This is a genomic window from Corynebacterium sp. HMSC076G08, assembly GCF_001811515.1.
GTDB classification, from domain to species: Bacteria; Actinomycetota; Actinomycetes; order Mycobacteriales; family Mycobacteriaceae; genus Corynebacterium; species Corynebacterium hiratae.
In genome coordinates, this window is the sequence record NZ_KV805008.1 from 109,099 (window position 1) to 121,758 (window position 12,660).

Sequence of the window (12,660 nt, forward strand, 5' to 3'; positions counted from 1 at the left end):
TACTTAAGCCTCTACTTTCTGGGTATCTGGGGCATCGGCGAATCGTGCAGCAATTGCTTCGCCGTGGGCAGGCAGTGCCTCCGCGGTGGCAAAGGCAATCACATTCTCCGCCACCTCCCCGAGTGCTGCGCGGTCATACTCGATGAGGTTGACCGGGCGCAGGAAGGTGTGCGTCGACAGCCCAGCGCTAAACCGCGCGGTTCCCGAGGTGGGCAAGACGTGGTTGGAGCCAGCGGAGTAATCACCGAGCGGCACCGGCGAATAATCACCCACGAAAATGGCACCGGCGTGGCGGATACGCTCCGCTACTGCCCGGGCATTCTTCGTGTGAACCTCCAAGTGCTCAGCGGCATAGGCGTCCGCGACAGCAATGCCCGCTTCGAGGTCATCGACCAACACGATGCCGGACTGTTCGCCGCGCAAAGCCTCAGCTGCGCGCTCGGCGTTCGCGGTGGCGGTGTAGCGCTGAGCTACTTCCGCATTCACGGCGGCAGCAAGCTCCTCCGAGTCGGTGATGAGCACGGAGGCAGCCATCGGATCATGCTCCGCCTGAGAAATGAGGTCATAGGCCACGTAGACCGGGTTGGCGGTCTCGTCGGCCAGGATAACGATCTCGGTGGGGCCGGCTTCCGCATCGATGCCCACCACTCCCTGCACCGCGCGCTTAGCAGCAGCAACAAAGACATTGCCGGGACCGGTGATGATATCCACGGGTTCAAGAGCATCCTCCCCCGTGGCGGGTTCATCGTCGCCGTAGGCCAGAAGCGCGATGGCTTGTCCACCACCGACTGCCCAGACATCGTCCACGCCGAGCATGTGGCAGGTGGCCAGCACCGTCGGGTGCGGCAGGCCACCGAATTCCTTCTGCGGCGGGGAAGCCACGACCATCGCTTCAGCGCCTGCTTCTTGGGCCGGGACGGCATTCATAATGACGGAGGATGGGTACACCGCCTTGCCTCCTGGCACATACAGTCCTACCCGCTCAATGGGTTGAAAAACCTCGGTAACCGTTGCACCTGGCGCCAGCGTTGTCGTGTGTGGGGCCGGCTTCTGGTCCGCGTGAACGGCGCGCACGCGGGCGATAGATTCTTCGATAGCTGCCCGGACCTGAGGGGCCAGTTCTTGGGCCGCCTTCTCGAGCTCCTCATGCGGGACCCGCACCGCGGCGGGGCGGATGCCATCGAATTTCTCACCAAAGTCGAGGGCCGCCGCAACACCACCTTCTCGCACCTTGTTCACCATGGGGATAACAATGTCCATGACTGAGGAAACATCGGTTCCGCCTCGCGGCAATACTCGGCGCAGGCGGGAGGTGGTGAGAGTCTCTCCGCGCAGGTCAATGGTTCGTAGCATGCTCAAGCCCTTTTCATAATATACAGCCGCATAATATGCAGCGGTTTCTATACCTTCCCATTACTATACCCGTGCCAAAAAGCCAGCGAGCTGGCAGGTGCAGGTTATAGAATGTGTCACTACTAACACGTTCCGGCACCCCGACTCGGCGAAGGGAGGCGGCGAGATGAGCAACGGCGCCGAAGGTAATGACAGCCACTCCACCTCGGATCTGCTTGCCCGTGTGGAGCACCTCGCGCACCGCGAAAGCCTCCACTGCATCCGGGTCAGCGCGCACGAACTCCTCTTCCCCCATCCGCCGCTCGGGGAGACCCGCGCCTTTATGGATACCGAGGGCGAGCCCATTTTACGTTTCTGCACCACCCACCACGGGGTCTTGGGCTTCGGCGATATCCCCGCGCTCAGCGAGTTCGTCAACGACTGGAACCACGATTGTCTTTCGCCGCAGCTCGTGCTCAATTATTCCTCCCCGACCGAGGTCGAGGTGTGGGGCCATTCCTTCCTCGTCGTGCACCAGAAACCCACGGCGGCCCAGCTCTCCGCCTCTGTCATCCCTGCGCTGCACAACGCGGCGGCCTGCCTTGAGGAATTAGCGGATTATTTCCCCGTCTTGACGCTTCCCCGCCCGGCGGCTCCGGAAGAACAGATAGAGCTCGACGGCCCCGTCGGCACAGTCGATACCGCTCGTCTCGGGGAGCTTTTACCCGCCCTCGGTATTACGCGTTTCCAAGCAGATGCGGAAGAGGCCGTCTACGCGTGGATAAACGATGTCCTCTTTGCCTTCGCTATCGACTCTGGGCCGAGCCTCATCATTAAAGGCCATTGGGATCCCAACCTCCCAGGCAGCGAATTCTCCAAAATTTTCCTCATCTGCAATGACTGGAACCGCACCAACCACTCGGCTTCTGCCTTCTGCCACTCCAACGTCGATGGCTTGCAGGTGCGCATTGACTACGCCGTTATGACGGGCGCTGGGCTTTCCGACGCCCAACTGATCACCGCCCTAGGCCGCGGCATCAAACACGTCCTCCACGGCATCGATGACATTTCACGCGATGCTGTGGGCTCCTCCCCCGTCGCTTGGCCCTAAGGAGCCTCTGCCTCAGCCGCCATTGCCTCCGCTTCTTCGTCGTCCACGGCACGAGGAGGATTGACAAATACTGCGGACCAGTACGTAAACATGGCCATGAACGGCCCCACGAGCCAGGCGATGCCGGGCGAGAATTTCGGCACGAACTCCACAATTTCCCCGGGATCGTCCGGGATACTCGTTGCGGTAGCTCCACCAAAGACGTAGAACGACGCCGCGCCAGCCAAGGAAGCCAGGGCTACCCACAGCAATACCCCGACGCCGCGGTAGCGCTCGCCGCGCCGATAGGCAATAAGCCCCAACGCCATACCCAGGGCACCGGTAATGAGTACAAAAGTGATGTAGGAATCAAACTGAACGTTAGCGACGTTGCGCAGGGCGTAGCCGCCATCATCAACCCGGTGCCCCTTCAGGGCAGGACGCCACAGCCCCCACGCGGCGCCGGCCACAGAAAACCCGAGGAGCGCTAACGCGAGCAACCCCGCACCAAATCCGATGGCGCGGGGTATGCGAAAGCTAGGTGCACGCAGTGCAGGCACGATATGTTCTAGCCGCAGAAGGTCCAGTTGCCGTTCTCACGCTTGAAGCGCATGGTGGAGCTGTCCATGCCCTTGCTGGTGTTGACGTTCACGGTTGCGGATGCATCGTCACCGTTGACCACGACATCGTTGATGGACTCAACACCGGTCTTGGACCAGTCAAAGCCTTCCATCTGCGAGGTGTCCTGGCCAGCTGCCGCCATCATGTCCTTGAGCTGGTCCATCGGAACATCCGGAACCTGGTTGTAGTCCACCTGGTCAAGGCCGGAGTTCGGGTCGTTGCGCACTTCAGCGCAGGTGTGCTCCGGGAGGTACTTCACGAAGGAACGCATGGTCTGCTGCTCGTACATGCCACGGACCAGACCATTGATGCCGTCAATGTCTTCCTGGCTTGCAGCCTCACCCTGGACCGGCTCAACCTTCGGCATGCTCTGGAACGGATCCACACCGTTCTCGAAGGGGTTAGCCATGGCCTGGTTTTCGCCGCCCTCGGGGTTCTCCCCTTCCGGCTTCGGATCGGCGTTCTCGCCGTCCTTATTCTCTTCGCCTTCCTTCTTTTCGTCTCCCTCCTTCTTTTCAGAATCCTTCTCCTTCGACTGCCCCTCGGAGGTCTTGTCCTTGGACTCCGTCGTGGTGGTGGTCTTCACCGCGGAGGAAGCGGTATCGGTAGCGTTCTCATCATCGGAACCGCAAGCAGCCAAGGAGAGCGGCGCGACGAGCGCAACAGCGACGAGGGACTTCTTGGCAGGTGTCAGAAAAGACAAGGGATAACTCCTAATATCTATAGAGAGCGATAGTAAAACCACGCTGGGCGTGGCAGTTGCCCTTGGGCACTTCACATAACCCTAACAAGGCATGATTGTATAAACCCTACACTTCACCTTGAAGCTTCCTGTGAGCCACGCTTGGTGTTTTTCCGCGCCGCGTAGAGTGGGTTGTTGTGCACCTTTCTCGCGACGCTATCGTTTCCACCGCCCTCGAGCTCTTGACACGCTACGGGCTCGCCGATGTCACCATGCGCCGTGTTGCCACCAACCTCGGCGTTGCTCCCGGCGCGCTGTACTGGCATGTGGCCAATAAGCAATCGCTCATCGCCGCAATGACCTCCGAGATCCTCTCCCCCGTTACAGGAGAGACCACAACGGAGCTGGTCAGCTCCCTTCATGGGGAACTCACACGCTGGCGCGACGGCGCCGAAGTCGCCATAGCAGGTGCCGCTTTCCCCGAATCCTCAGCAAGTTCTGACTTGGAGGAGCTTTTCACCTCCGCGTTGAAGCGGGAAGCCCCCGGGGCATCACCGGAGGATAGTGGCGTCGCCGCCCGCGCTCTCATCCATTACGTCCTGGGAGCGACCTTCATGGAGCAATCCCGAGAACAGCTCAGTGGGGCGTCACCAAGCGCAGCTCCCTCAGCGTCGAATGCTGTGTCAGGCGTTGACACCTTGGTGCGCGCCGCAGAACTCATGGTCGCGGGTTTACGCACGCTGTGAACCGATCGCATGCAGCGGAATTGACTAAACTAAGCCTCATGACTGAGACCCGTGCTGATATAACGCCATCTCGCCAGGTGTGGCCTGGTTCCCCCTCCCCACTCGGCTCCACCTTCGATGGGGCCGGTACTAATTTTGCTATCTTTTCCGAGATCGCCGAGAAGGTCGAGCTCTGCCTCATCGATCACAACGGCAACGAAGAACGCATTGAACTGACCGAGATCACCGCCCACGTCTGGCATGCCTACCTTCCCAACGTCAGCCCGGGGCAGCGCTATGGCTACCGCATCCATGGCCCTTATGAACCAGAACATGGCCTGCGCTGCGATCCCTCAAAACTTCTTGTCGATCCTTATGCTCGCGCCTTCGACGGTGACTTTGATGGCGATGCCTCTCTGTACTCCTACGATATCTTCGCGGACGAGCCCGGCACCGGACGCAACGACGATGATTCCCTAGGCCACACAATGCTGTCGGTGGTGATTAATCCCTTCTTCGAGTGGCACGGCGACAACCGCCCCCACACGCCGGATAACGAGACCATCATCTACGAAGCCCACGTCAAGGGCATGACGATGACGCACCCGGATGTTCCGGAGGAGCTGCGCGGAACCTATGCCGGCATGGCACACCCGGCCATCATCAACTACTTCAAGGACCTGGGTGTGACAGCCGTCGAGCTGCTGCCAGTCCACCAGTTCCTGCAGGATGATCGCCTGCGCCAGCTGGGGCTGCGCAACTACTGGGGCTATAACACCTTCGGTTTCTTCGCGCCCCATGCGGACTATGCCTACGCCAAGAAGCCCGGCGAGGTGGTCGCCGAGTTCAAGGCCATGGTTCGCGCCTACCACGAGGCCGGCATCGAAATCATCCTCGACGTTGTCTACAACCACACCGCCGAGGGCAACCACATGGGTCCGACCATTGCTTTCCGCGGCATTGATAACCACGCCTATTACCGGTTGGTTGATGACAACCCCGAGCACTACATGGACTACACCGGCACCGGTAACTCTCTTAATGTCCGCCACCCGCACTCCCTCCAGTTGATCATGGATTCGCTGCGCTACTGGGTAACGGAAATGCGCGTCGACGGCTTCCGCTTCGACCTGGCTTCCACCCTGGCGCGCGAGCTTGATGACGTCGACAAGCTGGCTACCTTCTTCGATCTAGTCCAGCAAGATCCGGTGGTTTCCAAGGTCAAGCTCATCGCCGAGCCCTGGGACGTGGGCCATAACGGCTACCAGGTTGGTAACTTCCCCCCCATTTGGAGCGAGTGGAACGGCAAGTACCGCGATACCGTCCGTGACTTTTGGCGCGGCGAGCCGTCGACGATGGGCGAGTTTGCCTCGCGCCTGACCGGATCTTCCGACCTCTACGCCAACAACGGCCGCCGCCCCACCGCGTCCATCAATTTCATCACCGCGCACGATGGCTTCACGCTGCGTGATTTGGTCTCCTACAACGAAAAGCACAATGCCGAAAACGGAGAAGACAACCGCGACGGTGAATCCCACAACCGCTCCTGGAACCACGGTGTGGAGGGCCCCACTGACGACGAAGAGATTAAGAAGCTTCGCCGCCGCCAGGTGCGTAACTTCCTCACCACCCTTCTGCTGTCCCAGGGCACCCCGATGCTATGCCACGGCGATGAGCTGGGCCGCACCCAGGGTGGCAACAACAATGTGTACTGCCAAGACAACGAGATTTCGTGGATCGATTGGTCGATGTTGGAGCAAGAGAAGAACATCGCCATGCACGGCTTTACCAAGCGCCTGATTAATATCCGCAAGAACCACCCGGTGTTCCGTCGCCAGCGTTTCTTGGCCGGCGGCCCCTTCGGTTCTGAGGTGAAAGACCGAGATATTGCGTGGCTGGTTCCCTCCGGCAAGCTGATGACCCCTGAAGACTGGGACTTTGAGTTCGGTAAGGCGCTTATGGTCTACCTCAACGGCAACGCGATTACGGAGACGACTGCCCGGGGTGAGCGCATCACGGATGATTCCTTCATCATGATTTTCAACGCCCACCACGAGGAGATCGAGTTCACCCTGCCGAAGAAGGACTTGGGTGCTAGCTGGCGCCTCATCGTGGATACGTCTGACTCCGGTGGCTACCCAGATGAAGAAAAGCTCATCGCGGCTGAGGGATCCATCGTGGTGCAACCGCGCACGTCGCTCATCCTCCGCCAGACCGAGCCGCCGGTTTTCGATGACAGCGATGAATCCGCCGGAGCAGACGAGAACTAGACTGCTCCTTTACCACCTACGCTCTGCTCCCCTGTCTTGAAAGGAATCTGTGTCCTATACCGCCCATGGCGCTGTCATTGATGTCACCGCCGATGCCCTCACGTTCCGCCGCTCCCAGCTTGCTGCGTCCCTCGGCGCACCGGCCCACGAGGCTCTCTCGATGGCCGATGCCACGAGCGTGGAGTGCACGGCGCCAACGGCCACGGGCTTCGGGCAGGTCGTGGTGCGCGGCACGGTCGATGCTGCGGGGAATGCTGGGGACACGGTCATCCGCTTCGCCCCAGGCCAGGACGCGGAGGCCTTCGCTCAGGCGGTCAAGGCCGCCCTCCGCGGCGAAGCGCCGGCGACCAGCAGCCGAGTCGACGGACTGAATTTCACCGCTGTCGATGTGGAAACCGCTAACGACAACTGGGGTTCGGTCTGCCAAATCGGAGCGGTCCGCTTCCGCGATGGTGAAGAAACTGAGTCCCGCACGTGGCTGTGTACTCCCCCGCCGGGTCTGGAGCACTTCGACGATGTCAACATCAGTATCCACGGCATCACAGCAGACGACGTCGCCGGCGCTTCCCCCTTCGCGGACGCCGCTGCCGAGCTCTTCGAGTTCCTCGGTTCCGACACGTTGGTCGCCCACAACGCGCAATTCGATTCCACCGCTTTGCGCAGTGGCCTCCAGAAGGCGGCGGCTCCAGTCCCAGAAGTGCGCCTAGCATGTTCGCTAGCGCTGGCTCGCGACGCCTCCCGCGCCGGCGTTATCGACGTGGCCAACCATAAGCTTCCCACCGTTGCCTCCTACATTGGCGCCGAAGATTTTCAGCACCACGAGGCCACGGCGGATGCCCGCGCCGCTGGGGAAATTGTCAGTGCCTTGGCTCAACGTTTTGGCCACTCCGGTTCCATCGAGGAATTGTTCTCTACCCGCGAGTTTGCACTGGGAACCTTAAGCGAGGATTCGGTTATCCCTGTCCTCCGCGCCAACACCGCACCGCTTTCCGCAGCAGACCTAGGCGCAGGTACAGATTTCCGCGACAACACCCGCATGGCGGGTGCTACCTCGGGTGCTCAGAAGAAGCGCTCCTCCTCGCAAGAGCGCCGCGGGCCGGCCCCGTGGCAGTCCGTGTCCACCCCGGACACCATCCCGGATCCGAACCCCGATGCCGACCCGGAAGGCGCGTTGTTTGGCCAGAATGTCACCCTCACCGGTGACTTTGAGCCTTTCGACAAGGGCTTGTTGTGGTCCAAGATCGCTGAGCGCGGCGGCCAGGTAGGCAAAAACGTCACGAAGAAGACCACCATCCTCGTCGTGGGCCAGTGGGCCACCAAGACGTCGAAGGAAAAGCGTGCCGAAGAGCTGCAAAGCAACGGCCAGGACATCGCCATCTGGCAGTCCGACAAGCTCTTAGAGGAACTGCAGCTCGACGAAGCCCCACCGTTCTAGGCAGTAAAAGGCGCTAGCGCGCTAGGGCATCCGGGCTCTAGCGCGCGGTGAAATTTCTCTTCTCCGGTGGGAACCTGTGGGCGCAAGACACAGTCCAATAAAGGCAAGGAATCCGCACTAGCCTACCTTTCACGGAGACGAACACATGACCATCGCGCTGCCCACCTCGCTTCACGTCGATCACCTACTCCCTTCGCTCTGCCCGAGCGAAGAGCTCAACGGAATTAAGCTGTGCGATGATGGCTTCGGCGACTCGCCCGCGCGCATCCAGCTTTCGCGGACGCTATCGATGTCCATGGTGCACGGCACGGGTGCCGAAACCAAGCGCGTGAGCCAGCGTGCGTTGGACGATCTGGGCCTGACTACGCGCCAAGCGTGGGATACCGCAGCGCTTAATCTTCAACGCCGCGCGTTAACACAGCAGGGACTGCGTTTCTTTACCCGGCCAGCGGAGCAGAGTCTCAGCGGCGCTGAAGGCAGCCTCGAGGTGCGCGTGCATCGCTGCACCGTATCGTCGTGGTTGGCGCATCCGCAGGCCTTCGTTATCCTGGATAATCATCTGAAACGCTTGAGCCAAGCCACGAGTATTACCTACCTCGTTCCTGATGCGCACACCCTCTACGCGCTGCTGAACGTTTCCCCACAGCGAGCGACGGAACTGGCCTGCCGCGCGGCCGAGTTGCGCCCGCGCCATCGTCCCCCTCTGAGCCTGCAACCACTAGTATTGGCTAACGGCTTCCCTCTCGAGGTGTAGATACGCCTCACGTCATTCTTGCCGTGGCCGAAAGGAGTCACGTTCTTCACAATGCCTGAATCATCCATGTCCCGCCTGGGCAACCAGTACCACTCCTGGGTACGCGCGCACCCCACCGCGGCGCAAGACTTCCGCGACGCCATCGAGGACTTGCTGAACGACGCCGGAATTATCTTCGACCGCGTGGCCACCCGTGTAAAACAATGGCCGTCGCTCAAGGCCAAGGCGAAGAAGCGTCGAGAGAACGGCGAGCTCATGTATCCGAACCCGTGGGAGGATATTCACGATGTTTTGGGCGTGCGGATTACTGTCTTCCACTCCACGATTATCCCAGAGGCCCTGGAGGTTTTAGGAGAGACCTTTACCGTGCTTCGCTCAGTGGATAAGGCAGCGGAGACGCGAATTTCCGGTGGCTTTGGTTATGGCTCCCATCACTTGGTACTGACGGTATCGGAGGATAGCGCCGCCACGCTGGAGGAACTTGAGCCTTATATCGGCTGGACCTTCGAGATTCAGATTCGCACCGTACTCCAGCACGCGTGGGCCGAGTTCGAACACGATATCCGCTACAAACAGGGTCCGAATCCTCCCTCCCCACAGGTCGATCGGCTCTTTACGCTCGCCGCAGGCCTCATTGAGCTGGCGGATCAGCAATTCGATGAAATCGCCGCGCTCAAGGCTCCCAGCTCTGAGGCGGACGATGACGTGGAGATCACGGCAGAGACCCTCCCCGGCGTCCTCGCCATCATTCTGGGTAACCGCTTTCCGCGTTCACGCTCGGAGCACTACCGCTTCCTGGCGGAGCTTTTAGAAAACAACGGCATCAATCGTCTAAGCCAGCTCAAGCAGCTCCTCGATGAAGACGCCATCGCCCATGTGCACGACGCCATGCGCTACCGCTTCCGCCCAGGCCAGGTCAGGCTTATCGACGACCTGCTGCTCAACAAATTCGGCGCCCAACACATCGAGGCCACCGCCGATGCCGGCGACCGCAGGGACCGCAAGCGCCGCTTGAACGCGCGCCTGAAGGCCTTAAAGAACTTCCGGAATAATTAGCGGAATCCGCCGCGGAACTTCTCCATCTGCCGGCGCTCCTTCTTCGTGGGGCGGCCTGCACCGCGCGGGCGGACTGGGACGGAGGGCATGAACTCCTTCGGCGGTGGCGGCGGGGCATGGTCAATGTAACAGGTGCGCGCAATCGGGGCGCCGACGCGCTTGGACACGGTAGCAAGCACCTCAAGGTCATGCTCGTGATGGTTGCGCCACACGCGCACGCGGTCGCCGGGCACAACCTGCTGCGCGGGCTTGGTGGCGTTGCCGTTGAGTTTGACGTGCCCGGCGCGCACGGCGGTGGCGGCTTCCGAGCGCGTCTTGAACATGCGCACGGACCAGACCCAGGCATCGATGCGCACGGGCCGCCCGTCGGGCTGATTCACCATAGGTTCTTAAAAGTTGTGGTTCTCGTTCACGATCTTCTGGATTTTAATCCAGTTGTACCCTCCACCCACCACGGCAACGATGAGGCCAATCGCCATGAAAGTCCAGAAACCGGTGAGCGTCCAACCCAAGAGGACACCGCCGGCGACGCCGCCCACGACGCAGATAGCTCCGTTGCGGGCGTGGGTGCGCACGGCTTGCTTGCGTTGCTCAATGGGGTTGTTGGGGCGTCGCTGCATAGTCATGGGGCTTATTCTACATGGACAGAAGCTAGCGGCCTGAAAGCTCGACCCAGGCAGTTCCAGCTTCCTTCGGTTCTGCCTCGCCCTGGGTCAGCGCCGCGAGCGTCGCCGCGAGTTCCTCCTTGCCGCCGGGCTCCACAGACACGGTGAAGGTCACCGCCTGGCCGTAGGCGGTATCCACCATGTCCACGCCACGGTTGCGCAACTCCGCCTCCAGCCGCCCGGCCTCCGCGTGCGAAACCTCGACGGTATAGAGCTCGCGCAAGGCACGCGTGACGGGCTCAACCTGCTCCATCGTCTCGCTGACGGCACCTCCATAGGCGTGCACGAGCCCGCCCGCGCCCAGCTTGATACCGCCGAAGTAGCGCACCACGACCGCGCAGATATCGAGCAGTCCGGAGCCCTTCAGAACATCGAGCATCGGCTTGCCCGCCGTGCCGGAGGGCTCGCCATCATCGGAGGAGCGCTCCACTGGATTCGAGCCGTCAACGTGGTAGATGTAGGCCGAGCAGTGGTGGCGGGCGTCAGGGAAGCGGTCGCGGGCGCCGTCGATAAGCGTGCGTGCTTCCGCTTCCGTCGTGGCGCGGCCTATGAGGGTGATAAACCGCGAGCGCTTGATCTCAATCTCGTGCTCGACAATCTCACCGGCGGCGGGGCGCTGATAGCTCTCCAGCATTATGCGACGAGGAAGTCGTACTCAGGCGTGCCGGGCTGAAGCTGCTGGCAGTTGAGCTTCGATTTCTCCATTCGCTCCAGCAGTCCGTCGATACCTGCGGCACTCCCCAACTCGATACCCACCAGCGCGGCGCCGGTCTCGCGGTTGTTGCGCTTGAGGTACTCGAACAACGTGATGTCATCTTCAGGGCCGAGAACATCCTGCAGGAAGTGGCGCAGCTGGCCTGGCTCCTGCGGGAAGTTCACCAGGAAGTAGTGCTTGAGTCCGCGGTGCACCAGGGAGCGCTCCATGATTTCGGCATAGCGAAGCACGTCATTATTGCCGCCGGAAATCACGCAGACCACCGTTGAGCCCGGCTGTAGGTTGAGCGTGCGCAGACCGGTCACGCTCAGCGCGCCGGCAGGTTCGGCAATGATTCCTTCGTTTTGGTAGAGCGCGAGCTGCTCCGTGCACACGGCGCCTTCCGAGACGATGTCATGGTGCAGGCGGCCCTGGTTGGCTTCCAGAATCTTGAAAGGCAGCTCGCCGATGCGCTTGACGGCAGCACCATCGACGAAGGGATCGACGGTCTCCAGGGTTACCGGCTCACCGGCCGCGAACGCAGCGCTCAGCGACGCCGCCCCGGCCGGCTCAATGCCCACTACCGCGGTGCGCGGGGCCATGTCGGCGAGATAAGAGGTGATGCCGGAGATGAGTCCGCCACCGCCCACGGGGACCACCACGGTATCCAAGGACTTGCCCATCGAGGACAGCTGGGACACGATTTCCGCGGCCACAGTTCCCTGACCGGTGACGGTATCGCGCGAATCGAAAGGCTCGATGAAAAAGGCGCCGCGCTCAGCGGCATCCGCGTGCGCGGCCGCAGCTGCCTCGTCGAAGTTAGCGCCGGTGACCACCAACTCCACGAAATCACCACCGTGAACCAGGATGCGGTCGCGTTTTTGCTTCGGGGTCGGTTCCGGCACGTAGATCTTGCCGTGGATTCCCATGGTGCGGCAGGCGTAGGCGACGCCCTGGGCGTGATTTCCCGCCGAGGCGGTAACTATCCCCTGCGTGCGCTGCTCTTCGCTGAGGTTTGACATGCCGTAAATAGCCCCGCGGATCTTGTAGGAGCGCACATCCTGCAGATCTTCGCGCTTCAGGTACACCTCATAACCTGTCTCTTGGGACAGGCGCGGGCAGTACTGCAGCGGAGTCGGGGCAATCTCCGAGCTAATTCGCGATTGGGCCAGTTGGATATCAGAGGCGTGGATAGGCTCGAAGTCTTGCGGGATGGTTGTCATGGTGGCTTATTTTAGCGCCCCGCTCTCCACGCGTCGCACATTACCTAGCATTCGACCGGTTCACCGAACGTTTACCCAGATCTCGTTTGGCCGCAACTTACTGTTCCCCAAAA

General features: G+C 61.1%; 13 protein-coding genes. 6 read left to right on the top strand and 7 right to left on the bottom strand.

Going from position 1 to position 12,660, the window contains the following annotated elements; all coding sequences use genetic code 11:
- Window positions 1-3: 3 nt before the first annotated feature.
- Window positions 4-1,353: a histidinol dehydrogenase gene (gene hisD, locus HMPREF2806_RS01120; RefSeq protein WP_070515711.1), complete on the bottom strand. Its 1,350-nt coding sequence runs from the start codon at window positions 1,351-1,353 to the stop codon at window positions 4-6.
- A gap of 166 nt (window positions 1,354-1,519) precedes the next feature.
- On the opposite strand from hisD, the gene HMPREF2806_RS01125 reads away from it, so the two are divergent.
- On the top strand, window positions 1,520-2,443 hold the full coding sequence (locus tag HMPREF2806_RS01125; RefSeq protein ID WP_046648000.1) for a YbjN domain-containing protein: 924 nt from the start codon (window positions 1,520-1,522) through the stop codon (window positions 2,441-2,443).
- Here HMPREF2806_RS01125 and HMPREF2806_RS01130 read toward each other — a convergent pair.
- Together HMPREF2806_RS01130 and HMPREF2806_RS01135 are read right to left on the bottom strand one after the other, a co-directional pair.
- Window positions 2,440-2,982: a hypothetical protein gene (locus HMPREF2806_RS01130; protein WP_232745218.1), complete on the bottom strand. Its 543-nt coding sequence runs from the start codon at window positions 2,980-2,982 to the stop codon at window positions 2,440-2,442. The two genes, HMPREF2806_RS01125 and HMPREF2806_RS01130, sit on opposite strands and share 4 nt — an antisense overlap.
- An 8-nt stretch (window positions 2,983-2,990) precedes the next feature.
- Window positions 2,991-3,746 (bottom strand): hypothetical protein, encoded by a 756-nt coding sequence (locus HMPREF2806_RS01135; protein WP_049155315.1) that lies wholly within the window; start codon window positions 3,744-3,746, stop codon window positions 2,991-2,993.
- A 176-nt stretch (window positions 3,747-3,922) separates the two neighbouring features.
- On the opposite strand from HMPREF2806_RS01135, the gene HMPREF2806_RS01140 reads away from it, so the two are divergent.
- The 5 genes from HMPREF2806_RS01140 (at window position 3,923) to HMPREF2806_RS01160 (ending at window position 9,965) form a co-directional block, all read left to right on the top strand.
- Window positions 3,923-4,471, top strand: a complete 549-nt coding sequence (locus HMPREF2806_RS01140; protein WP_049155313.1) for a TetR family transcriptional regulator — start codon at window positions 3,923-3,925, stop codon at window positions 4,469-4,471.
- Between the two features lie 38 nt (window positions 4,472-4,509).
- Window positions 4,510-6,720 carry a glycogen debranching protein GlgX gene (glgX, locus tag HMPREF2806_RS01145; protein WP_070512529.1) on the top strand — a complete coding sequence of 737 codons (2,211 nt, stop codon included), beginning with the start codon at window positions 4,510-4,512 and terminating at the stop codon, window positions 6,718-6,720.
- A 49-nt stretch (window positions 6,721-6,769) separates the two neighbouring features.
- Window positions 6,770-8,155: a 3'-5' exonuclease gene (locus tag HMPREF2806_RS01150; protein ID WP_070515713.1), complete on the top strand. Its 1,386-nt coding sequence runs from the start codon at window positions 6,770-6,772 to the stop codon at window positions 8,153-8,155.
- Between the two features lie 145 nt (window positions 8,156-8,300).
- Window positions 8,301-8,909 carry a hypothetical protein gene (locus HMPREF2806_RS01155; RefSeq protein WP_070512523.1) on the top strand — a complete coding sequence of 203 codons (609 nt, stop codon included), beginning with the start codon at window positions 8,301-8,303 and terminating at the stop codon, window positions 8,907-8,909.
- 51 nt (window positions 8,910-8,960) lie between these two features.
- The gene (locus tag HMPREF2806_RS01160; RefSeq protein ID WP_070515715.1) at window positions 8,961-9,965 is read left to right on the top strand and encodes a GTP pyrophosphokinase; all 1,005 of its coding nucleotides are present in this window, start codon (window positions 8,961-8,963) and stop codon (window positions 9,963-9,965) included.
- Here HMPREF2806_RS01160 and HMPREF2806_RS01165 read toward each other — a convergent pair.
- Genes HMPREF2806_RS01165 through ilvA form a run of 4 tightly spaced genes read right to left on the bottom strand, consistent with a single transcriptional unit; the run spans window position 9,962 to window position 12,547 of the window.
- A complete protein-coding gene (locus HMPREF2806_RS01165) occupies window positions 9,962-10,348 on the bottom strand; it encodes an RNA-binding S4 domain-containing protein (protein ID WP_010190494.1) in 387 nt (128 codons plus the stop codon). The genes HMPREF2806_RS01160 and HMPREF2806_RS01165 overlap by 4 nt on opposite strands.
- 6 nt (window positions 10,349-10,354) lie before the next feature.
- Window positions 10,355-10,591: a hypothetical protein gene (locus HMPREF2806_RS01170; protein ID WP_070515717.1), complete on the bottom strand. Its 237-nt coding sequence runs from the start codon at window positions 10,589-10,591 to the stop codon at window positions 10,355-10,357.
- A 25-nt stretch (window positions 10,592-10,616) separates the two neighbouring features.
- Window positions 10,617-11,264: a YigZ family protein gene (locus HMPREF2806_RS01175; protein ID WP_070515719.1), complete on the bottom strand. Its 648-nt coding sequence runs from the start codon at window positions 11,262-11,264 to the stop codon at window positions 10,617-10,619.
- The gene (gene ilvA, locus HMPREF2806_RS01180) at window positions 11,264-12,547 is read right to left on the bottom strand and encodes a threonine ammonia-lyase IlvA (RefSeq protein WP_070515721.1); all 1,284 of its coding nucleotides are present in this window, start codon (window positions 12,545-12,547) and stop codon (window positions 11,264-11,266) included. Before ilvA ends, HMPREF2806_RS01175 begins: the two co-directional genes overlap by 1 nt.
- Window positions 12,548-12,660 lie beyond the last annotated feature (113 nt).

Coding starts and splice junctions, on each gene's coding strand:
- hisD (WP_070515711.1), bottom strand. CDS start 1,353: ATGCTACGAACCATTGACCTGCGCGGAGAGACTCTCACCACCTCCCGC.
- HMPREF2806_RS01125 (WP_046648000.1), top strand. CDS start 1,520: ATGAGCAACGGCGCCGAAGGTAATGACAGCCACTCCACCTCGGATCTG.
- glgX (WP_070512529.1), top strand. CDS start 4,510: ATGACTGAGACCCGTGCTGATATAACGCCATCTCGCCAGGTGTGGCCT.
- HMPREF2806_RS01155 (WP_070512523.1), top strand. CDS start 8,301: ATGACCATCGCGCTGCCCACCTCGCTTCACGTCGATCACCTACTCCCT.
- HMPREF2806_RS01160 (WP_070515715.1), top strand. CDS start 8,961: ATGCCTGAATCATCCATGTCCCGCCTGGGCAACCAGTACCACTCCTGG.
- HMPREF2806_RS01165 (WP_010190494.1), bottom strand. CDS start 10,348: ATGGTGAATCAGCCCGACGGGCGGCCCGTGCGCATCGATGCCTGGGTC.
- HMPREF2806_RS01170 (WP_070515717.1), bottom strand. CDS start 10,591: ATGACTATGCAGCGACGCCCCAACAACCCCATTGAGCAACGCAAGCAA.
- HMPREF2806_RS01175 (WP_070515719.1), bottom strand. CDS start 11,264: ATGCTGGAGAGCTATCAGCGCCCCGCCGCCGGTGAGATTGTCGAGCAC.
- ilvA (WP_070515721.1), bottom strand. CDS start 12,547: ATGACAACCATCCCGCAAGACTTCGAGCCTATCCACGCCTCTGATATC.